21 protein-coding genes are annotated in these 20888 nt (G+C 68.0%); 8 read left to right on the top strand and 13 right to left on the bottom strand.

Annotation, left to right across the window (positions count from 1 at the left end):
• Nucleotides 1-117 precede the first annotated feature (117 nt).
• A complete protein-coding gene (locus AC1DIP_RS11420) occupies nt 118-1566 on the top strand; it encodes an MFS transporter (RefSeq protein WP_476209107.1) in 1449 nt (482 codons plus the stop codon).
• On the opposite strand, the gene AC1DIP_RS11415 is transcribed toward AC1DIP_RS11420, so the two are convergent.
• Nucleotides 1563-1859 (bottom strand): hypothetical protein, encoded by a 297-nt coding sequence (locus AC1DIP_RS11415; protein ID WP_476209109.1) that lies wholly within the window; start codon nt 1857-1859, stop codon nt 1563-1565. The genes AC1DIP_RS11420 and AC1DIP_RS11415 overlap by 4 nt on opposite strands.
• A gap of 100 nt (nt 1860-1959) precedes the next feature.
• Between AC1DIP_RS11415 and AC1DIP_RS11410 the strand changes: the two genes are divergently transcribed.
• Nucleotides 1960-2583, top strand: coding sequence for a TetR family transcriptional regulator (locus tag AC1DIP_RS11410; RefSeq protein WP_476209111.1), 624 nt, complete (start codon nt 1960-1962; stop codon nt 2581-2583).
• A gap of 75 nt (nt 2584-2658) precedes the next feature.
• On the top strand, nt 2659-4407 hold the full coding sequence (locus AC1DIP_RS11405; protein WP_477733810.1) for a pyruvate dehydrogenase: 1749 nt from the start codon (nt 2659-2661) through the stop codon (nt 4405-4407).
• A 137-nt stretch (nt 4408-4544) separates the two neighbouring features.
• On the opposite strand, the gene AC1DIP_RS11400 is transcribed toward AC1DIP_RS11405, so the two are convergent.
• From AC1DIP_RS11400 to AC1DIP_RS11385, 4 genes are all read right to left on the bottom strand, one after another.
• Nucleotides 4545-5402: a PfkB family carbohydrate kinase gene (locus tag AC1DIP_RS11400; protein WP_476209113.1), complete on the bottom strand. Its 858-nt coding sequence runs from the start codon at nt 5400-5402 to the stop codon at nt 4545-4547.
• A 71-nt stretch (nt 5403-5473) separates the two neighbouring features.
• Nucleotides 5474-5878, bottom strand: coding sequence for a hypothetical protein (locus AC1DIP_RS11395; protein ID WP_477733809.1), 405 nt, complete (start codon nt 5876-5878; stop codon nt 5474-5476).
• On the bottom strand, nt 5878-6786 hold the full coding sequence (locus tag AC1DIP_RS11390; protein WP_476209115.1) for a TIGR01777 family oxidoreductase: 909 nt from the start codon (nt 6784-6786) through the stop codon (nt 5878-5880). Before AC1DIP_RS11390 ends, AC1DIP_RS11395 begins: the two co-directional genes overlap by 1 nt.
• 22 nt (nt 6787-6808) lie before the next feature.
• The gene (locus tag AC1DIP_RS11385; RefSeq protein ID WP_476211833.1) at nt 6809-7465 is read right to left on the bottom strand and encodes a TetR family transcriptional regulator; all 657 of its coding nucleotides are present in this window, start codon (nt 7463-7465) and stop codon (nt 6809-6811) included.
• Nucleotides 7466-7661: 196 nt separating this feature from the next.
• On the opposite strand from AC1DIP_RS11385, the gene AC1DIP_RS11380 reads away from it, so the two are divergent.
• Nucleotides 7662-8405: a queuosine precursor transporter gene (locus tag AC1DIP_RS11380; RefSeq protein WP_476209116.1), complete on the top strand. Its 744-nt coding sequence runs from the start codon at nt 7662-7664 to the stop codon at nt 8403-8405.
• A gap of 90 nt (nt 8406-8495) precedes the next feature.
• On the opposite strand, the gene AC1DIP_RS11375 is transcribed toward AC1DIP_RS11380, so the two are convergent.
• The 7 genes from AC1DIP_RS11375 to AC1DIP_RS11345 all read right to left on the bottom strand — a co-directional run bounded on the left by AC1DIP_RS11375 (nt 8496) and on the right by AC1DIP_RS11345 (nt 14961).
• Nucleotides 8496-9434, bottom strand: coding sequence for a type IV toxin-antitoxin system AbiEi family antitoxin domain-containing protein (locus AC1DIP_RS11375; RefSeq protein WP_477733808.1), 939 nt, complete (start codon nt 9432-9434; stop codon nt 8496-8498).
• A 156-nt stretch (nt 9435-9590) separates the two neighbouring features.
• On the bottom strand, nt 9591-10340 hold the full coding sequence (locus AC1DIP_RS11370) for a dienelactone hydrolase family protein (RefSeq protein ID WP_476209119.1): 750 nt from the start codon (nt 10338-10340) through the stop codon (nt 9591-9593).
• Between the two features lie 35 nt (nt 10341-10375).
• On the bottom strand, nt 10376-11662 hold the full coding sequence (gene tgt / locus AC1DIP_RS11365; protein ID WP_477733807.1) for a tRNA guanosine(34) transglycosylase Tgt: 1287 nt from the start codon (nt 11660-11662) through the stop codon (nt 10376-10378).
• Between the two features lie 69 nt (nt 11663-11731).
• On the bottom strand, nt 11732-12457 hold the full coding sequence (locus AC1DIP_RS11360; RefSeq protein WP_476209123.1) for an SRPBCC family protein: 726 nt from the start codon (nt 12455-12457) through the stop codon (nt 11732-11734).
• 82 nt (nt 12458-12539) lie between these two features.
• Entirely contained in the window at nt 12540-13571 is a 1032-nt protein-coding gene (locus AC1DIP_RS11355; RefSeq protein WP_476209124.1) for a DUF6707 family protein, read from the bottom strand.
• 88 nt (nt 13572-13659) lie between these two features.
• Entirely contained in the window at nt 13660-14199 is a 540-nt protein-coding gene (locus tag AC1DIP_RS11350) for an NUDIX hydrolase family protein (RefSeq protein WP_141158190.1), read from the bottom strand.
• Between the two features lie 9 nt (nt 14200-14208).
• Nucleotides 14209-14961 (bottom strand): VOC family protein, encoded by a 753-nt coding sequence (locus AC1DIP_RS11345; protein ID WP_477733877.1) that lies wholly within the window; start codon nt 14959-14961, stop codon nt 14209-14211.
• A 106-nt stretch (nt 14962-15067) separates the two neighbouring features.
• On the opposite strand from AC1DIP_RS11345, the gene AC1DIP_RS11340 reads away from it, so the two are divergent.
• The gene (locus AC1DIP_RS11340; protein WP_477733806.1) at nt 15068-15670 is read left to right on the top strand and encodes a YdeI/OmpD-associated family protein; all 603 of its coding nucleotides are present in this window, start codon (nt 15068-15070) and stop codon (nt 15668-15670) included.
• Between the two features lie 135 nt (nt 15671-15805).
• Nucleotides 15806-17455: a glycoside hydrolase family 32 protein gene (locus AC1DIP_RS11335; RefSeq protein ID WP_477733805.1), complete on the top strand. Its 1650-nt coding sequence runs from the start codon at nt 15806-15808 to the stop codon at nt 17453-17455.
• On the opposite strand, the gene AC1DIP_RS11330 is transcribed toward AC1DIP_RS11335, so the two are convergent.
• Entirely contained in the window at nt 17452-18741 is a 1290-nt protein-coding gene (locus AC1DIP_RS11330; protein ID WP_477733804.1) for a glycoside hydrolase family 76 protein, read from the bottom strand. The genes AC1DIP_RS11335 and AC1DIP_RS11330 overlap by 4 nt on opposite strands.
• A 140-nt stretch (nt 18742-18881) precedes the next feature.
• On the opposite strand from AC1DIP_RS11330, the gene AC1DIP_RS11325 reads away from it, so the two are divergent.
• The gene (locus tag AC1DIP_RS11325; RefSeq protein WP_476209129.1) at nt 18882-19676 is read left to right on the top strand and encodes an SDR family NAD(P)-dependent oxidoreductase; all 795 of its coding nucleotides are present in this window, start codon (nt 18882-18884) and stop codon (nt 19674-19676) included.
• On the top strand, nt 19673-20881 hold the full coding sequence (locus tag AC1DIP_RS11320; RefSeq protein ID WP_477733803.1) for an acyl-CoA dehydrogenase family protein: 1209 nt from the start codon (nt 19673-19675) through the stop codon (nt 20879-20881). The genes AC1DIP_RS11325 and AC1DIP_RS11320 overlap by 4 nt, the downstream gene beginning before the upstream one ends.
• Nucleotides 20882-20888: the final 7 nt, after the last annotated feature.

Here is a 20888-nt window from a genome sequence, read left to right as displayed (position 1 = left end):
CGGAAAGGTCTTGCCCGGCCGCGGCCGCCAGGCGGCGCCGCCGGAGCCACCGCAGATACCTAAGGAAGTGTTAGGAAATGCCCCGCGGCGTTGGTTGTGCGGTGGATCACCCATACCGTGGATGAGGCCCTCCGGCGTTGGAGGACGCACGTCACCACAAGGAGGAACTCACCGATGAGCACCCAGAAAACTGCGCCCCGATCGGAGGCCGCCCAGACCCGGCGGGCCGTGGGCAACATCCTGAAAGGTTCCGCCGGCAACCTTGTGGAGTGGTACGACCTCTACGTCTACACCGTCTTCGCCGCCTACTTCCAGGCCCACTTCTTCAATTCCAAGGATGAGCTCCAGGCGGGCCTGGAAGCGATGGCCGTCTTCTCGACGTCGTTCCTGATGCGTCCCATCGGCGCCTGGTTCTTCGGCCGGTACGCGGACCGCAGGGGCCGCAAGGCCGCCCTCACGCTCTCCGTGACCATGATGTCCGCCGGCTCCTTCGCCATCGCCGTGCTGCCCACCCAGGACGTCATCGGGCTGTGGGCCATGATCCTGCTGGTGCTGGTCCGCGTGATCCAGGGCTTCTCCGTGGGCGGAGAGTACGGCACCAGCGCCACCTACATGTCCGAGGCGGCCACCAGCAAGCGCCGCGGCTTCTTCTCCAGCTTCCAGTACGTCACCCTGATCGGCGGCCAGATGCTGGCCCTGCTGGTCCTGGTGGTCCTGCAGAACGTCATGCCCAAGGGCGACCTGAGCGAGTGGGGCTGGCGCATCCCGTTCGCGATCGGCGGCGTGGCTGCCCTGGTGGTGCTGTGGCTCCGCCGCTCCATGGAGGAGACCGTTTCCGCCGAGCAGATCGAGGCGGCCAAGACTCCCGCGGTGGCCGGACAGGCCCAGCCGGGCACCATGAAGCTGCTGTTCACGAGCTACTGGAAGCCGCTGCTGGTCTGCATCGGCATCACCCTTGGCGGCACCGTGGCGTTCTACACTTACACCAACTTCATCCTGAAGTTCATGAACGATACGTCCGGCATCGCCAAGACCGACACCTCCGTGATCAACTTCTGGGCGCTGTTCATCTTCATGCTGCTCCAGCCCGTGTACGGCATCATCTCGGACAAGGTGGGCCGCAAGCCGCTGCTGCTCTGGTTCGGCATCACCGGCGTACTCTTCACCTGGCCGCTGCTCTCCACCCTGGCCGGCACCAAGGACCCGTTCACCGCGTTCCTGCTGATGATGGGCGGCCTGCTGATCGTTGGCGGCTACACCTCCATCAACGCCCTGGTGAAGGCCGAACTGTTCCCCGCCTCCATCCGCGCGCTTGGCGTGGGCCTGGGCTACGCGATCGCCAACTCGCTGTTCGGCGGCACCGTGCCGCTGATCGGTGCGGCACTGCAGAAGGCCGGCCAGGAAGAGCTGTTCTTCACCTACGTCACCGTGGCCATCGCCATCTCGCTGCTGGTCTACATCTTCGCGCTGAAGAACAAGAAGGCCACGCACCTCGATGACGAACAGGGCCACGCCTGGGTGGCCAACGCGGCCGACGGCGACGAGCGGGTGGGTGCCGGACGCTAGCTTCCGGTGCGGGTGCTGCGCCGCCGCGCCAGCCGGCCGTGGACGGCGAAGAGGCGGGGCAGCACGAGGTAGACAGCAGTGGGAACCACCACCATGGTCAGGGCCATCGCCCGGAAGATGGGGTGCCAGCTTTCCATCAGGGGAGCGGCAGCCATCATGCCGATGGCCACCAGCGGAAAAATTGCCAGCCAAGTGATGGCCGCGCGGACATGGATGGACGGCGGTGCCGGCGGAATGACCTGCTCCTCGGGTGCTGTCACGGCTGGAAAAGCGGGGCTGGGGATGGTGTCCATCAGAATCTCCAACTAGGTAGTTGCAATTGCTTTTGGTAGACCCTAGCGGGGTTCGCGGAGCAATTGCAACTACCTGGTTGGAATTGCGTAGACTTATGTCATGGCATGGAACACAGAGCGCACCAAAGAGCTGCTGCTGGCCGCTGCCACGGAGGAATTCAGCGCCAAGGGGCTCGCGGGCGCCCGGGTGGACCGCATTGCAGCTGCCGCCGGCGTGAACAAGGAGCGCATCTACCAGTACTTCGGCAAGAAGGATGAGCTGTTCGACGCCGTCCTGGCAGCCGAAATGGTCCGGGTGATGACCGAGGTTCCCATCACCGGCAGCGGACCGGACGCGTTCGGGGAATACGCCGGCCGCCTCTTCGACCGACACACCACCGACGGCGTCCTGCCCAGGCTCCTGTTCTGGGAAGGCCTGGAGCGGGGCGGGGACACCGTCAGCCGCGCCACCCGCTCCGACCACTGCGCCATCAAGGTGGGCCAGGTCCTGGACGTCCTTCCCGGGATCGACCGGACTGACGCAGCGGACCTGCTGATCACCGTCATCACCCTCTGCGACGGCTGGCCCGTCCTGCCCCAGATCGACACGCTCCTGGCGGGCAGCAGCCCGGACCGGACCACCCGTCGTCGTGCGTTCATTGTCCGGACCGCGATCCTCCTCGCCGAAGCCCTCGCCGCCGGGGTGCGGCCGGCACCCGAAGCTGCCCTGGACCAGGCCGGCTGAAAGGCCTGCCGGACAGGTGGGCGGACTATATTGGGCCATGTCAGCACACCACCACCATCGCGGGAGTCTGCACCCATGGCCAAGGAACTCGCCACCCAGCTCATCGAACAACTCCAGGCTGCCGGCGTGCAGCGGATCTACGGGATTGTGGGCGACAGCCTCAACCCGATCGTGGACGCCGTCCGCCAGACCGGAGGCTCCGCGAAGGGCGGCATTGACTGGATCCACGTCCGCCATGAGGAAGCCGCAGCCTTTGCCGCCGCAGCCGAAGCCCAGCTCACCGGCAAGCTTGCCGTGTGCGCAGGGTCCTGCGGCCCCGGAAACCTGCACCTGATCAACGGACTCTACGACGCCAACCGCTCCGGCGCGCCCGTGCTGGCCATCGCCTCGCACATCCCCAGCAAGCAGATCGGCAGCAGCTTCTTCCAGGAAACCCACCCGGACCGGCTGTTCAACGAGTGCTCGGTGTACTCGGAGCTGGTCAGCACCGCTGAGCAGGCTCCCCGCGTCATGCACAGCGCCATCCAGCATGCGCTGGGCCTTGGGGGAGTTGCCGTTGTGACCCTGCCGGGGGACATCGCCGGGCTGGAAGCCGCAGGCCCCACGCCACTCCCGGCCACCTTCCGGCCGGCCAGCCTGGTCCCGGACCCGGCCAGCGTCGAGGCACTCGCGGACGCCATCAACGACGCCGGCAAGGTGGCCATCTTCGCCGGCGCCGGCGTGGAGGGGGCGCACAGCGAGCTGATGGCGCTCGCCGAACTGGCCAAGGCGCCGGTGGGCCACTCCCTGCGCGGCAAGGACTTCGTCCAGTACGACAACCCGTTCGATATCGGCATGACCGGGCTGCTGGGCTACGGGGCCGCGGCGGAAGGCATCGAGGACGCCGACCTGCTGATCCTCCTGGGCACCGACTTCCCGTACGACCAGTTCCTGCCGGACACCCGCACCGCGCAGGTGGACCGGGTGGCCCACCGGCTGGGACGCCGGACCGACGTCGACATCGCCGTCCACGGCGACGTGCTTCCCACCCTGCGCGCACTGCTGCCGCTGGTGAAAGCGAAGAAGAGCCGCAGGTTCCTGGACCAGATGCTCAAGAAGCACGACCGGCTGATGAACAAGGCCGTGGGCGCCTACACCCGGAAGGTGGAGAAGAAGCAGCCCATCCACCCGGAGTACGCGGCGTCCCTGCTGGACCAGGTGGCCGCTGAGGACGCCATCTTCACCGCGGACACGGGCATGTGCAACGTCTGGACCGCGCGGTACATCAATCCGCTGGGCACCCGCCGGCTGATCGGGTCCTTCCTGCACGGCTCCATGGCCAACGCCTTGCCGCACGCCATTGGCGCCCAGTTGGCGTACCCCGGCCGGCAGGTCATCTCCGTTTCCGGCGACGGCGGGCTGTCCATGCTGCTGGGTGAGCTCATCACGGCCGCCGCCTACAAGCTGCCGGTCAACGTGGTGGTGTTCAACAACTCCACCCTGGGCATGGTCAAACTCGAGATGCTGGTGGACGGCCTGCCCGATTTCGGCGTGGACGTGCCGGACGCCAACTACGCGGCCGTGGCGCAGGCGCTGGGCTTCCATGCCGTCCGGGTCACGGATCCGGCGCAGATCGAATCGGCGTACCGGGAGGCGTTCGCCCACCCCGGCCCGTCGCTGGTGGAGCTCATCACCGACCCCAAGGCGCTGTCCATCCCGCCGAAGATCTCCGGTTCGCAGGTGATCGGGTTCGCCACCGCCATGTCCAAGGTGGTCCTGAACCGCGGGGCCGGCGAGGCCGTGAGCATGGCGCGCAGCAACCTGCGCAACATCCCCCGGCGCTGACCGGGGTCCAAACCCGCCATCAAATCCTGCCCATAAATCCGGAACGCGTCTGCATAAGTGCAGACGCGTTCCGGATTTTACGGCGAAAAGTGATGGGGCGTTTGGTGTGTGGGGCCCGAAAGTGATGGGGCGTTTGGTCAGCGGGCGCCGCCCTGCCACAGGGCATCGAACGGGGCGCCGGAGGCAACGCGGTTGCGGATGCCGGCGGTGACGAAGTCCTTGGCGGTCCGGGCAGCCTCCAGCGGGCTGGCGCCCTTGGCCAGTTCTGCCGTTACGGCGGCGGCCAGCGAGCAGCCCGCACCGGAAACTGCCACCTCGCCCACCTTGGGAGCACTCAGGACTTCGAGCGTCTCGCCGTCATAGAAGACGTCGACGGCGTCCGGGCCTTCCAGCCGGACCCCACCCTTGGCCAGGACTGCTGCGCCGCTGAGCTCGTGGATGCGGACCGCAGCGGCTTTCAGTGACTCCACGTCCGTGATGTCCAGGCCGGACAAGGACTCCGCCTCGAAGTGGTTGGGGGTGACGAACGTGGCCAGCGGCAGGATCTGCGCCTTCAGGGCCTGGTCCGTGTCCAGCGCGTGCCCCGGTTCCTGGCCCTTGCAGATCAGCACCGGGTCCAGGACAACGTTGGCGAAGCTGTTCTCCTGCAGGGCACCGGCCACGGTGTTGATGGTGGCCGGGCTGCCCAGCATGCCGATCTTCACCGTGTCCAATGCCGAAGGTGCGCCCGACGCCGGACCGTAGGCCGCCGTCGTCGCCTCCAGCTGGTCCGCGATTACCTGCTGGTCCACCGGCACGAAGCGGTGGTTCCAGCTGTCCTTCGGGTCGAAGGACACGATGCAGGTGAGGTTGGCGATGCCGAAGACGCCGAGTTCCTGGAAGGTCTTCAGGTCGGCCTGCGCGCCGGCGCCTCCGGTGGCTTCGGAGCCGGCGATGGTGAGGACGACGGCGGGACTTGCGGCGGGCAGCGTTGCTTCAGGGGTAGCGGAAGTCATGCACCCATCCTGCCACCCGCCGTCGGACGCTTTCCATGTGTCACCGGACAGGGCTCCGGGACGCCGTGTGGTCAGGGTTCCAGCGGTGCCGGTGCGGGTGCTCCGGGTTGGTGCCCCGCTGCGTCATGGATCGTGACGAGGCCGGACACGGCCGCCCGCCCCAGCGCCGCGCAGAATCCTGTCCACAGGACCGTGCCCCACATAGCAGTCCAGTGGCTCCCCGTGATGAACATGAGCGTCAGCATCCCGGTGGCCAGGCCGGCCACGCCGACGGCCAGGATGTGCAGGCCCTGGTTGCGGACCGGCCGCATGCAAACTCCGGTAGCCAGCGCCAGGGGCATGCCCAGAAGCAGGGCGGAGAGCGTCCCGTAGAGATAGCCGGGGAAACCCAGGGGGAACCCGAAGACAAGGACTGTGAGGAACGCGCCTGCAAGGAACGCGCCGGGACCGAAGGTGACGCGCAGCGGGCGGCTCATCACCGGCCCTTGGCGATCTGCAGCAGTGCCCGCCCCAGCTCCGGCTGGCTGTAGACGAAGCCCGCGTCCAGCAGTTTCCGCGGCTGGACCCACCGGCTTTTGAGCACCAGCTCGGTCTCCGTGCGGATCAGCACGGCACCTGCCCGGAGGAGCCACGCAGGGGTGGGGAGTCCGAAGCGGGCGCCGTAGGCCCGCCGCAGCAGGCGCATCATTTCCCTGTTGCTCACCACGTCCGGCGATGCCACGTTGACCGGTCCGGTGATATCAGTCCGCGCGTACAGGAAGCGGATGCTGCGGTACAGGTCCTCCACGTGGATCCAGCTGAACTTCTGTGCGCCGTCGCCCATGTGGCCGCCCAGCCCCAGCCGTGCCAGGTTGGCGAACGGCGCCAGCGCGCCGCCGCCGCGGCCCAGCACGATGGCGATCCGCAGCGGGACCTTCCGGGTGGCCGGCGTCGTGGCCGCTGCGAGGGCGGCCTCCCACGCTTTGGCCACGTCCACGGAGAAGCCGGAGCCAAGCTCGCCGTCTACTTCGGACTGGGGGCGGTCCCTGGCGTCGCGGTAGATGGTGCCGGTGCTGGCATTCAGCCAGGTCGACGGCGGCTCGGGGCACTGCGCGATGGCCCGCCCCAGCGCCTGGGTGGTGGCCACGCGGGAGTCCAAGATGATCGCCTTGTTCCGCCGGTTGTAGCGGCAGGAGACGGACCGTCCGGCGAGGTTCACCACCAGCCCGGCGCCGTTGAGCACCCGGACCATGCCGGCGTCGTCATCCCATGCCGCCGCGGCGCCGCCCGTTCCCTTGCGTCCAATGGTGCGCACGGTCCACCCGTCTTCCTGGAAACGCCGGCGAAGGTACGTGCCGATGAAGCCGGAAGCCCCTGCCACCACAACGGTCTTTGTGCTGCCCATCTTTTCCCCCAATGTTTCTGCCCTAATCGCGGATGCTGCGGCTCAGGTCCAGGACGTCGTCCAAAACCTTGCTGGCTCCCGGGATGCGGGCCAGTGCGAGGCCGCGGGCAATGAGGGGGGCCGCGCCGTCCACCAGCCTCCTGGTCCGCCGCTGGCCCTCCGAGGTGTCATAGACCCAAAAGAGGGTGATGCCCATGTAGCAAAGCCACAGCAGCTCCGGCAGGTCGGCCCGCAGTTTCTTCGGCACGGCGGGCCTGGCCCCCTCCACGGTGCGCCTGAAGATGTCCAGGGATGCCTCCCGGGCCGGCGTGGACCCTGCTGAAAAGGGGTTCACCGGTGATGTTGGCCGGATCGCGGTGGCCACGAAGTCCGCGCCGAACCGGTGGTACGGGGCCATGACGTCGAGGCCGGCATGCAGTGTTGCCTTGAGGCGGTCAGCCAGGGAAGCTGTCCCGTCCAGCGCTTCCGATGCCCGCGCCGCGTGCTCTGCCTGCACCTGGATGTACAGCTCGTGGACCAGGTCATCCTTGGATGCGAAGTAGTAGTAGGCGTTGCCGACCGAGACGCCTGCCTCGGCGGCGATGGCGCGCATGGTGGTCTTCTCGAACCCGATCTCACGGAACATGCTCAGCGCGGTGTCCGCCACCAGCTGCCTGGTCTGTTCGCTCTTCGCCGCCACTGCACTCCATTCTTTGAACGTGTTCAAAAATCAGTGTGCCACAAGAGTTGAACATGTTCAAAAAATAGTTCGTGCCGGTCGGCCTTTCTCCTTGGGGAGCTTCGTTGCTTGGCGCGGTGCGAGAATGGCACGAGTGCTAATACAACCGGCCGCCCAGTACGGCAGGCCGGCCAACCACTCTTGAACGGATCCCTTGATGACCCCTGCCCCCGGCCACGGCACCGTGCCCCAAACCGTCCAACCGACTGCCGCAGGTCCCAACGCCAGATTCGCGGACATCGGTTCGCCCTACTTCGGGATCATGCTGGCGGCCATGGCAGTGGTGCTGATCCTGTCCAACATCGGAGCGTCCAAGGGGGTGGCATTCGGCCCCATCGTCACCGACGGCGGCTTCTTCCTCTTCCCGCTCGCCTACATCCTTGGCGACGTGATCAGTGAGGTCTACGGCTTCAAGGTGGCCCGCAAAGCCATTCTCACCACATTTGCGCTGTCCGTCTTCGCTTCCCTCTGCTACTGGGTGGTTATTGCGCTGCCCGGGTTCGACGACGAGTACGGCGCCGCGAAACAGTCCGCCCTGGAAGGGGCACTTGGCCCCGTGCCACAGATCGTCCTGGCCTCCCTGCTGGCATTCCTGGCAGGGCAGACCATCAACTCCTGGATCCTGGTCCGGATGAAGGCGCGCACCGGCGAGAAGTCCCTGTGGGCACGGCTCATGGGTTCCTCGGGAGCCGGGGAGTTTGTGGACACGCTGATCTTCTGCAGCATCGCCGCGCCCGTCATCGGCATCGCCGATCTCGGCAGCTTCGTGAACTACGTGCTGGTGGGTTTCGTCTACAAGACCCTGGTGGAGTTCCTCTTCGTCCCTGTGACTTCGCTGGCCATCAACTGGGTCAAGCGGCGCGAGCCCAGTTACGGGGCCTCCGTGCCATCAGGTTGCTAATCGCGTGGGATCGCCGGAAAGGTGCCGGATCGACGGAAAGAACCGGCGATCCGGCACCTTTCCGGCGATTTGGGCGCTCCACCGGCGTGGCTAGGGTCGGAGTGCGGCAAGCACGCGGGCTTTGAACACGTGTTCGCGGAAGAGGTCGGCCCACTTCACGCGCACAAACGTCCAGCCGTTCTCGGTGAGGGCATTCTCCCGCTGTCGTTCCTGGAACAGCACCTCACCAGTCGGTTTGTAGTCGAAGTACTTTGTTTTCCCGTCGAATTCGAGGGCAACCTTCTTTTCCTTCCAGGCGAAATCCAGCCGGTACCGGCCGGCACGCGTAGCCACCGAGACTTGGGGCTCCGGCAGGGGAAGTCTCAGCCGCATGAGGAGTTCGCGCGTGAGTGTCTCTCCGGCGGACTCCGAGCGCGGATCTGCGTGCGCGAGCGCCAGCCGGAGGGTCCGGATCCCGCGCCGTCCCCGCAGGCCGTCAGCCATGCTTTCCATCAGAGCCCTGTCCGCGCCGAGCCGGAGGGCGTGGTCCATCAGCACCAGCGACTGCCGATAGCCCAGCATCATGGCACAATCCACTGCCGTCCGCTCCAGCGAGGTCACCTTGAGGCCTCCGAGGGTCACCACCTCCAACGCAGTCCAGGGCCGGGTATGGCCGCGGACATCCTTGCCGAGCCGCTCACTGGAAGGGTTTCCCGGCATCAAAAGGTGGACCAGGTCATCCACGTCCCAGAGATACAACCCGTGCAGCCGGGCCGCGGAGGTGTGGCTGTACACGTAGCCGCCGGCCGAAGTAATCAGAGTCCCGAGTGCATGGGCGTGAATCAGCTGCATGCTGCGGACGGGACGTGACTGCTTTTCCCACAGCTCGGCGCGGATGTAGCAACCGTGGCGGAGGCGGACCAGCTTCCCGTGGAGGACCAAGGCCTTGATGGCCCGGGAATTGAGGCCGGCCACGTGCAGTTGCCCGGTCCGCCACAGGTTGCCGGTGTTTGGCAGAGCCGGGAGAGGGGTTGGTTGCTGCGGTGTCATCCCGACAGGATCCCGCCGCTGCGGCACTCACTGAAAGCGCCGCCGTCGTCATGTGGACAACGTCCTGCGTCCCCAACTCGCCGGAACCCGTCCGGTTCGCCGCAACGTTCCGGCGGCCCGGCAGCTTTCCGGCGGGTTCGACGGCGGGCGGTCGGCTTAGGCCTTCAGCGTCCCGTCCAGCAGGGCGCGCAGTTCCTCGAAGTGCCGCTCCGTGGCTTCCGGGTGGAACGCCGAGGTGTCCGCCATGGAGTATCCGTGTGGCGCGCCCTGGTAGATCTCGTTGGATGCCTGCAGCCCCGCGGCGTTGAGCGCTTCGCCCAGGCGCGCGACGGCGTCGGGGGCCATGCTCCGGTCGTGGTCCGCGTGCCCGAAGACGAACCGGGCACGGGCGCTGCCAAGCCCCAGGTGCGGGCTGTCCGGATCCTCCGTTGCCAGGCCGCCGCCGTGGAAGCCGCCGCACGCTGCCACCACTTCGGGGTGCGAGGTGGCGGTCCGGACAGCGAGCCGGGCGCCCATGCAGTAGCCGGTGGTGCCGATGGGACCCGGCGCCACGCCGTCGAGGGCTGCCAGCGCGGAAACCCAGGCATCGATGTCCGGCAGGGCCTTGTCCGGGGTCAGGCGGCCTACCCGCGGGAAGGCAGCTTTGCCGGCGGCTTCCCGGCCCTCCTGGGTGGACATGTCGCCCTCGGGTGCGAGCTCGGCGACTGTTCCTTCGCGGTAGAAAACGTTGGGCGCCAGCACCACGTATCCCCAGTCGGCAATGCGCTGTGCCATCTCCTGGATGCGCGGGCGCAGGCCGAACGCGTCCATGTAGAAGATGACCCCCGGGAACGGGCCGGTTCCGGTGGACGGGCGGGCAACGATGGCTTCGGCACGGCCCGCAGGGGCCTGGATCTCGATGAGCATCTGGTCAGGATAGCCGAGGCACCCGGGAGGCATGCTCAGGAGTAGTACCGGCCCAGGGTCTCTGCCTTGAAGTCGAAGAACGTTCCCGACTCGATGGCCAGGCGGGCGTCGTCCACCATCTTCACCACGAACCGCTCATTGTGGATGGAGATCAGGGTGGCGGACACCATTTCCTTGGCCTTGAACAGGTGGTGGATGTAGGCCCGCGAGTAGTTGGTGCAGGCGTAGCAGTCGCAGCCCTCCTGCAGCGGCCCAAAGTCGCGCTTGTACTTGGCGCCGGAGAGGTTGAACCGGCCTTCCGGGGTATAGAAGGCCGAGTTCCGGGCCACCCGGGTGGGGGAGACGCAGTCGAAAGTGTCGGCGCCGTTTTCGATGGCCGTGAAGATGTCATCCGGTTCGGAAATGCCCAGCAGGTGCCGCGGCTTGTCCTCCGGCAGTTCCTCGTTGCACCAGCGGACGATCGTGCCCAGGTTTTCCTTCTCCAGCGCCCCGCCGATCCCAAACCCGTCGAACGGCATGGCGCCAAGGTCGCGGCACGCCTTCCGGCGCAGGTCCTCGTACTGGGCGCCCTGGATCACGCCGAACAGGGCCTGGTACGGCTTGCCCGCGCGGTCCTCCGTAAGGCGGAAGTGTTCCGAGATGCACCGCTCCGCCCACAGCCGGGTGCGCTCCAGCGATTCCTCCTGGTACCGCCGGGAGTTCTGCAGGGTGGTGAGCTCATCGAACGCGAACATGATGTCCGCGCCGATCTGGTGCTGGACCTGCATGGAGATCTCGGGGGAGAACCGGTGCCGGTCGCCGTTCAGGTGGGACTTGAACCAGACACCGTCGTCGTCGATGTGCGCCAGCCGCTCCTTGCCCGGGGCCACGGCGTCATCGGGCCCGGAAGTATCCACGGACTTCATGTCGATGACTTTCTTGAACCCCGAACCGAGGCTCATTACCTGGAAGCCGCCGGAATCAGTGAAGGTGGGGCCCGGCCAGTTCATGAAGGCACCCAGGCCGCCGGCCTCGTCCAGGATGTCCGGGCCCGGCTGCAGGTACAGGTGGTAGGCATTGGCCAGGAGCGCCTGCGCTCCCAGGTCCGCCATGGATTCCGGCAGCACGGCCTTCACCGTGGCTTTGGTCCCGACGGCGATGAACGCCGGCGTCTGGATCTCACCGTGCGGGGTGGTGACGGTCCCGGTGCGGCCCAGGAATTCCCCGCCGTTTCCAGCTTCCTGCGCAGCCGATGGCGGGCAGGACTCCGCAAGGCGCGTGCCGACCTTGAAGGAGAACTGTGATCGGATTTCCGGCAGGGCAAAGGCGGGGTTGGCTGGCACCGTACCAGTGTGCCAGCAATCCGCCCGCGGCCCGTAAACGCGGGCCCCTGAAGCCGTGTGCCGGTACGCTCAGCTGGCCGGTTCCGAGGCCGGATAGTTCGAGGCGCGCCAGGAATCCCAGGATTGCCGGATGGCGTCGAAGGCGCCGGCGCCAAGATCGTAGGTGGAGGCGATGACGAACGAGCCGTCACCCTCCTCGCGGACGTCCTTGATGGCGGGATGGTCTGCCACCACCAGCAGCCCCTCGCCGTGCTCCGCGTAGCTGTGCACCGTGAGCCCCACCTGGTGGCTGGTCCGGTACCAGACCTTGCCGCTGATCTCCTCGCCGGTGCCGAGCGTCAGCTGGTACGGCTCACCCGGTGCAGGGAGGTCCGAGAGCCCCAGCTTGTCGATCGCGGAGCCGTTGCCTTCGCTCAGGTGCAGGAACAGGGTGTGCCGCTTGCCGTGCGGGTGGCGTTCCAGGGCGAACCGGAGCTGCTGCAGGAAGGTCAGCCAGCCCTGCGTGATGTCCTCGTCCCAGGCCGCCCATTCGGAGTTGTGGTCCACCGCGCCGCGGTTGACGCTGACCCGGGTACCGTCCGCGACCGGGTGGAGCTCGAACGTGTCCCCGCCGTGCACGGTCAGGCTGGTGTGGTCCGCGGATTCCTGCACATCGGAGAAGTAGATCTCCTTGATCTCGGACTCCAGGTCCTCGGCCTGCCAGCCATGCCACTGGGCCACCCTGGACGGTTCCCGCAGCATGGTCCAGACCTGCGGGGCATCGGCGTTGATCACTACGCTGAGATTGTTCGTCATAGCCCCGAATGTACAACTCCGGCTACGCCCGGGGTAGGGCTAATTTCCCTTGCCGGAAGATGCCGGCAACGCGGCCCCGGGGTCAGGAGCGTACGGCCTCCAGCTCGTTGCTGATGCGCCGTTCAAGTTCGGACATGCCGATGGTTTCCGATCCGCCGTGGGCCCGCAGGAACAGCAGGGATTCGAGCCGCAGCAGCCGCCATTCGCGCTCGGCGTCGTGGTTGGAGTTGTCGATCGAGCGGAAGATTTCCTTGTCGTACAGGTTGGGCTCATTGAGCGAGCGCTGCCGCACCTTGGCCGCCATCCGTGCCTTGAAGGCGTCCGTCTCCTGGTTTTCGGGAGTGCGGATCAATTTCTCGTAGACCTCGGCGCGTTCGTCCTGGCCATCCTGCCGGCAGATATAGCTGGCCAGCGCGAGGGCTGCCTCCACCGAGGTCCACCGGCCCGGGTTTCCGTCGTAGGGGAGCACGGTGATCAGGTCCGCCACCGACAGTGCGCCGTCCGCGTCCTTGAGCGTGATGAACAGTTCGTGCGCCAGGTCGCTGAGGTCCTTCAGGCAGCTGCCGGACTTGAAGTTGACCCCCTTCGAGAGCCGGTCCGCCAGGAGCAGGACGCCCTCGGCATCGGGGTGGGCCTCCGCGGCTGCTTCCACCACGGATTCGGGGGTGCCGTCCGGGGCCGGGATGAGCGCCAGTTCCTCCTCGCCGGGCCCGGTCACCGCAGGCGGTGCCGGGGGAAGGGGCGGGACGACGACGGCGGGCGCCACGTTGAGGGGACCGGTCCCGGCGCCGGGCTGCTCCTGCGCGCCGTGCCGGGGCGTCGGGGTTTCCGCCGGCGGTACGGCCTCGGGAAGGTCCGCCGGCAGCGGAAGCTGGGTGACGTCGTCGTGCGCGCCGTCCACCACGGTGACCATGGTGCCGATGGCCACCCGCAGGGTGCCGCCGCCGGAGAGGCTGGCCAGGACCAGTGCAGGGGAGCCGAAGTCGTCGTGCTCGAGCTCCACCTGGTCGATTTCGGCTGTGCGCCGGCCGTCGGGGAGGAGGATGTGGCTGCCGGTGGTCAGAGATCCAGCCTGCTGTTCACGGTGGTGCCTGGCGGCTGGTGATTCGGTCATGGGAGTCCTTAAGTTCTCTTGCGGTCCGCCCTACAGTCTACAAAGGGAGGCACTCAAAACCGGGGACCCCCACGTCCCGGCGGGGTGGTCAGAAGCCCACGCCTGCAAACGCCAGGGCCTGCCGGATCAGGCCGCCGCGGCCGCCGGAGAACTCCATCTGGACGCCGGGGCTGAGGACTTCCTCCGGGGTCATCCAGGTCAGTTCCAGGGCGTCCTGGCGCGGCTCGCACTCGCCCGTCACCGGGATCACGTAGGCCAGCGACACGGCGTGTTGCCGCTCGTCCGTGAAGCCGGTCTGGGACGGTGCGGGGAAGTATTCAGCCACGGTAAACGGCACGGGGCTCAGCGGCAGCTGCGGGAACGCCAGGGGGCCCAGGTCCTTTTCCATGTGCCGGAGCAGGGCGGCGCGGATGGTTTCGCGGTAGATCACACGGCCGGAGACCAGGGAGCGCACCATGGTCCCGTCCGCATCCGCCTGCAGCAGCGTGCCCACCTCGTTGACGTATCCCAGCGGGTCCAGCCTGACCGGTACTGCCTCCACGTACACCATGGGCAGCCGCCCGCGCGCCTCAAAGAGGTCTTCTTCGGAGAGCCAGCCGGGATTCGGGTCAGGTGTGCGCACGTTCATGCTTAAGTTCTACCCCATGGGGCGGTGCTGCGAGACCCACACCGTGGCGGGCGCGTTGGGGGTGCCCGCGTCGGGATTGGCCACGTGGAGGGTACTGCCAAACGCCTCCTCCGTCAGGCTGGCGGCGAAGCCGGCCGCGGTGAGGCGCTCCCGCAGCGGCTCCAGGCCGCCGTCGTATTCAAAGCCAAGGCCCGAGCGGGACGCTCCGGCTGCCGGCCGCACCAGGAGTACCCCGCCATTCTTGGCCGTGAAGTCCGCGGTTTCGTCGTTGTCCGGCACGGGCCGGGGGCGGACGCCGATGTGCAGCAGCGTGCGGACGGCACCTTCGGGGTCCGCGGTGTACCAGACCGCGGCTACGGCCAGTGCGGGATCGGCGTCAGCGCACTGGGCAAAGTGGGCAGCCTTGTCCGCGAGGAAGCTGAATCCGTCCGGCGCGCTGATCCGGCAGGCGTCACCGTGGTCAGCGGTGACGAGTTCGGCCGGTCCGGCGCCTTCCGCCGCGCCTTCCTGTGGGGACTCCTCCTGGGCTGAGAGGTTGGTGCGCCTGGCGAATTCGGCCACGTCTCCCACTTCCACCGCCAGCACCGTCCGGCCGTCCTGGCCCGAACCCGCCTCCGCGGAGTGGAGCGCCACGCGGCCCGACGCCGAATCAAAGACCTGCCACCCGCCGTCGTCCTCTGTCTGCACCATCCCCAGGGCGGTGAGGAGCTGCTTCCAGGACTCGGTGCGCGAGGTGAAATGGACGGGGCGGACTCGGAGCATGGCGTTGTCCTCGGGGTAGCGGATGGGCCGGTAGGGCCATGATGCCACGTGTGGCTGTCCGGCACACGGGCCTTGTGGTGCAGGATTCCACAGGCAGAATTAGGCCATGGCCAATGACCTTGAGGAACTGCTGCTGCCCGATGCTGCCGCATGGCGCGCCTGGCTGGAAGAGAACCACGGCACCAGCCCGGGGGTGTGGCTGGTGCTGCACAAGAAGGGCGGGACGGTGACGGGCCTTGACTACGCGGCGGCCCTGGACGAGGCCCTGTGTTTTGGCTGGATCGATGGCCAGGGCCGGCGCCGGGACAGCGAAAGCGTGTTCCAGCGGATGACGCCGCGGCGCCCCCGGAGCATCTGGTCGGCGCGGAACGTGGGGCACATTGCGCGGCTGGAGGAGGCCGGGAAGATGACCGGGGCCGGACGGGCCGCTGTGGCGGCGGCCAAGGCTGACGGCCGCTGGGACGCGGCCTACGGCGGGCAGGCCGACCTCGAGGTGCCGGAAGACCTCGCGGCCGCCATTGCAGCCAACCCGGCGGCGCAGGCCACCTTCGAGGTCCTGACGAAAACCAACCTGTTCGCCCTGGTGTTCAGGACCAATTCGGCGAAACAGGCGGCCACCCGGGAACGCAGGATCGCCGGGTTCGTGGACATGCTGGCACGGGGAGAGACACCCTATCCGCAGAAGAAGCGGCCACCGGCACGGGACTGACTGCTGGTGTATGACGTCCCGGGATTGGGTTCCCAGGAACCTGGCCGGTAAAATTGACGGTTCACTTGCGCTGGTGCCGTTCCCCTGTCCCGGGGGGACGGCACTTGTGCGTTCAGCGACGGATCGACACCACCCATGCCCTCCCCACGTCCCGCGTCCATTCGTGCCGCCCTTCGGCGTCCCCCCGTTCCGTGGGTCCTGGCCGCCGTCGCCGTGCTGGCGCTGGCAGCATTGCTGGTGCTGGGCGGCAACACGCAGAGGGACGGCGGGCAAGCCGGAACCCCGCAGACCGGTACTGGGCAGAGCGGTACCGGGCAGCCCGGTGATCCGCCAGCAGCCGCCCCCGCGGACGATGCCGGTTTCCGTCCGGCGTACCACCTCACGCCGGACGGGCACTGGATGAACGATCCGCAGCGGCCCTTTTTCCTTGATGGGCTGTGGCATTACTACTACCTCTACAACGCCGACTACCCGGAGGGGAATGGCACCGAGTGGTTCCACGCCACCAGCACGGACCTGGTGCACTGGAAGAACCAGGGCGTGGCCATTCCCAAATTCCGCAACGGCCTGGGCGACGTCGAGACCGGCTCCGCGGTGGTGGACACCGAAGGGACCGCCGGGTTTGGCAAGGGGGCCGTGATCGCCGTCCTCACCCAGCAGCACGACGGTGTCCAGCGCCAGTCCCTGTTCTACTCCACCGACAAGGGCTACAGCTTCCAGGCCTATGGGCAGAACCCGGTGATGGAGAACCCCGGCGCCGAGCACTGGCGGGACCCGCGGATCGTCCGGGACGACGCCAACAACCAGTGGCTGATGCTCCTCGCGGAGGGCCACAAGATCGGCTTCTACACGTCAAAGGACCTCAAGCAATGGACCTACGTTTCGGGGTTTGGCCAGGAGGGGCTGGGAATCCTGGAGTGCCCGGACTTCTTCCAGCTGGACCTCGACGGCGACCCCGCCAGGCGCACCTGGGTCCTGGCAGCGAGCGCCAACGGATCAGCGGAGGGCCGCACCACCGGCCTGGCCTACTGGACCGGAAGCTTCGACGGAAAGGCCTTCGCTCCGGAGGGCGGCCACCAGTGGCTCGACGGCGGCCCGGACTTCTACGCGGCCGTCACCTGGGATGACCCGCGGCTGGACGACGCGCAGCGGAAGGCGTCCCGGCACGCCATCGGCTGGATGAACAACTGGGCGTACGCCCGGAACCTTCCCACCGACACCTGGTACGGGGCCGCATCCGTGGTGCGGGATATCCGGCTGGCGTCCGACGGCGGCCGGCCGGCCCTGGTGTCCTCGCCCACCGCCGCGCTCCAGTCGCTGGAAGGGGAACCGGTCCAGGTGCCCGGCGGGAGCATTGGTGACGGCCTGGCACTCCCGGTTCCTGACAGTGGCGCCTTCAAGGCCGACGTCGAGCTGGCCCGGCCCGCGGGCGGCACCGGACAGGCGCGGCTGCTGCTGCAAAGCGGCGGCACCACTTATGCCACGGTGGGCTACGATTTCGCGGCCGGCCTGGCGTTCGTGGACCGCGGCGGCGATGCGGCGGCCGCCGGGGCGGACTCCAGTGGCGAATACCGGCAGGAGCGCTCGGTGGACGCCCGGCCGGCCGGGGACACCATCCGCCTCACCGTCTACGTGGACCGGTCCTCCATTGAGGTCTTTGTGGCGGGGCGGACCCTGACGTCCCTGGCGTTTCCGCCGGCAGGCAACAAGGAAGCCCGGCTGGTTGCTGACGGGCCGATATCGCTCAACGGCGGAACCGTCACGCCGCTGGCCGGCATCCGCTAAGCGCCGCGGGCGGCGGTGACGGCTGCCGCGGCCTCCAGCGTCATCCATGCCTGGAGCTGGGTGGAGAGCTCGACGGCGGCGCCCGGCGGATACGTCGCAGCCGCCGGTTGGGATGCGTGCACCGAGAAGATGCTCGTGCCTTCCCGCCGGGCTTTTGCCTCGCCGGAGCCGACGGGGCGACGGCCGGACCAGAATGCTTCGGCCGTGCCGGTCACCAGCCGCGCAGCCGTGGTGCGGGTGGCTCCGGGAAGCCGTTGGTCTGCGGCGGCGAGTGCCAGGTAACGGCAGAGGATCCCGGTAAAGAGGCCGCCGTCGCCCGTTCCTTCGCAGCGCAGCACCGCACCACCGGAGCCGGGACCGGGGCCGTTGCTGCCTGGAACGGTCAGCAGCCGCTCCACCGCATCAACCAGGACCGCGGCGCGGGCCAGGTTCGCCTCGCCGCCCAGCTCCAGGAGCGCACCCAGCACCGGGCCCTGGTTGTAGGTGTACACCGCCCGCTCCAGCACCACCTCCCCGGCGGGATTCAGGCGCGCGCCGTCGAGGTAGAGGGCCTGGTCCGCGTCAAAGAGCGTGGCATCGAGCCAGTCCAGGAGCGCCTGGGCCTTGGCGTGCTGGCCGGTGCGGGCATAGAACAGGGCCACCGGCGCCGTGGCGGGGGTGTTCTTGAAGTCCCGTTTCTTGCTCCAGAATGTCCCACCGCCCAGGTCCTCGGTGCAGGCGGCGTCGAACTGCAGCGCCAGCGACGCCCGGACCACGGCGTTGCGGCGGCGGCCCGGGCGCCGGGTTTCCTCTGCCAGCCTGTCCAGTCGGAGCGTTGCCAGCGCGAGCCACGCCATGTCGTCGTAGTAGCTGTTCACGAAGGTCAGGGCGTTGCGGAGCCTGATCCCGGTGACCAGCCGCGAGGCCAGGTGCCCCGCGCTGGGCCGGCCCGGGCCGTCGAACCGGGCCGCCGGGGTGGCTCCGCCGCCAAGTTCCCGCCGCCCGGCGTCCACCAGGCAGTCAACGTAGTGCGCCTGCCACCAGTAGTGCCAGGGGAGGGCCAACGATGCGGCGGGCCGCATCCGGCGGAGCACGGCACGCCACCGCGGCCCTGGCTGGGTGCCGGGCTCCTGCTCCGGCGTTGAGGGGGTGGGCTGACCGGCCGCATGCCGGCCCTGCCACAGCACGGCGCCCAGGTGGGTTCCGGGCAGGAACAGCAGTTTCCGGCCGAACAGGGCGGTCACGGAACGGGCCGCGTGGTTCGCCCGGTCCTGCCAGGCTGTCAGGGAGGTGCTGCTGGACGTCATGCCGTCCACCCTAACCGGGCCGCCGGAGCCGGGAGGGCAGGGAACCGGGAGTGCGTGCGGCGGCGCCGGATTTCAGTTAACATTCATTAACTGTTGCCCAAGGCCGTGCCGCGGCGTGGGACACGCATCAAGGAGGATGTATGGACATCAAAGGCAGCGTCGCACTGGTGACAGGCGGGGCGTCCGGGCTGGGCGCAGCCACCGCGCAGAGATTGTTCGACGCCGGCGCATCCGTCGTGCTCGTTGACCTGCCGTCCTCAGGCGGCCAGGCAAGGGCGGACGATCTGAACGGCCGCGCCGCAGCCGGCCAGTCCGCCGTCTTTGCCCCCGCTGACGTGACCAGCGAGGCCGATGTCCGGGCCGCCGTCGGGACCGCCGCGGGGCTGGGTCCGCTCCGGATCGTGGTTAACTGCGCTGGGATCGCCACCCCCGGTAAGGTCCTGGGACGGGACGGAGTGCTGCCCCTGGAATCCTTCAGCAAGGTCATCCAGGTCAACCTGGTCGGGACCTTCAACGTCCTGCGCCTGGCCGCCGAGGCAATGGTGGCCACCGAGCCCGCCGACACCCCGCTGGGCGGCCCGGAACGCGGCGTCATCATCAACACCGCCTCCGTGGCGGCCTTCGACGGGCAGATCGGCCAGCCCGCATACTCGGCCTCCAAGGGCGCCGTGGCCGCCATGACGCTGCCGATCGCCCGGGAGCTGGCGCGCTCGCTGGTCCGGGTGGTCACCATCGCCCCGGGCATTTTCGAGACCCCCATGATGGCCGGCCTGTCGCAGGAGGCGCAGGACTCGCTGGGCGCCCAGGTTCCGCACCCGTCCCGGCTGGGCAAGCCCGCGGAATACGCCAACCTGGTGGCGCACATCGTGGACAACGCCATGCTGAACGGCGAAACCATCCGCCTGGACGGCGCTATCCGGATGGCACCGAAATGAGCGCGCCGGACTCCCCGCAGCTGCCGGCGGCGGACTTCTTCGCCGTCGAAGCGATGCTGGACGAGGCTGAACGGAAAAAGCTCGCCGAGCTGCGTGACTTCCTGGCCGCCGAGGTGGCGCCGTACGCAGGGGAGTGGTGGAACAAGGCCGAGTTTCCTGCCCATATCCTCCCCAAGCTGGCCACGCTGGAGCTGAGCACGCCGGTCCACCGCGGCTACAGCCACCTCTTCGCCGGGCTGGTCATCGCGGAGATCACCCGCGTGGATACTTCCCTGGCCACGTTCTTCCTGGTCCATCACGACCTCTTCGTCGAGTCCCTGCACACCTTCGGCACGGAGGACCAGAAGCAGCGGCTGCTGGCCGACGCCTCGGAGCTGCGCACCACGGGTGCCTTCGCGCTGACCGAACCACTGCATGGCTCGGATGTGGCGGGCGGCCTGGAGACCCGGGCCCGGCGGATCTCCTCCACTACGGGAGAAACGGACGACGCCGGCGACACCTGGGTGCTGAACGGTGCCAAGCGCTGGATCGGCAACGGGACGTTCTGCGACTACATGTTGGTGTGGGCCCGGGACGAGGCGGACGGTTCGGTGCGCGGCTTCATCGTGGACGCCACGCTGCCGGGGGTCAGCCGGAGCAGGATCGAGAACAAGATCGCCCTGCGCACCGTCCAGAACGCAGACATTGTCTTCGAGGATGTCAGGGTTGCCGAGGCGGACCGGTTTGCCGGGATCAGCAGCTTCGAGGACACCAAGGAACTGCTCCGCAGCTCACGGATCATGGTGGCCTGGCAGGCGGTGGGCCAGCAGCTCGCAGCCTTCGACGTCGCCCGGCAGTACGCGGTGGACCGGCAGCAGTTCGGCCGGCCGCTGGCGCACTTCCAGTTGATCCAGCAGCAGCTGGTGACCATGCTGGGGAACGCCGTGGCCAGCATGTCCATGATGGCCGGACTCGCCCGGCTGCAGGAGCAGGGGGCAGCCAACATGCCGCAGGTTGCCCTGGCCAAGTCCTACCTCAGCGCCCGCATGCGCGAAACCGTGGCGCTGGGCCGCTCCATCCTGGGCGGCAACGGGATTGTCACCGACTACCGGATGGCCAAGATCTTCGCCGACGCCGAGGCCATCTACACCTATGAGGGCTCGTTCGAGGTGAACACCCTGATCGTGGGCCGGGCCATCACCGGAATCTCCGCCATCGGTGGTTGAGCCGGTC

Source organism: Pseudarthrobacter sp. 05T312, from assembly GCF_056396685.1.
The sequence above is the reverse complement of the archived record's forward strand: the minus strand, read 5'-3'. Positions and strand labels throughout refer to the sequence as shown.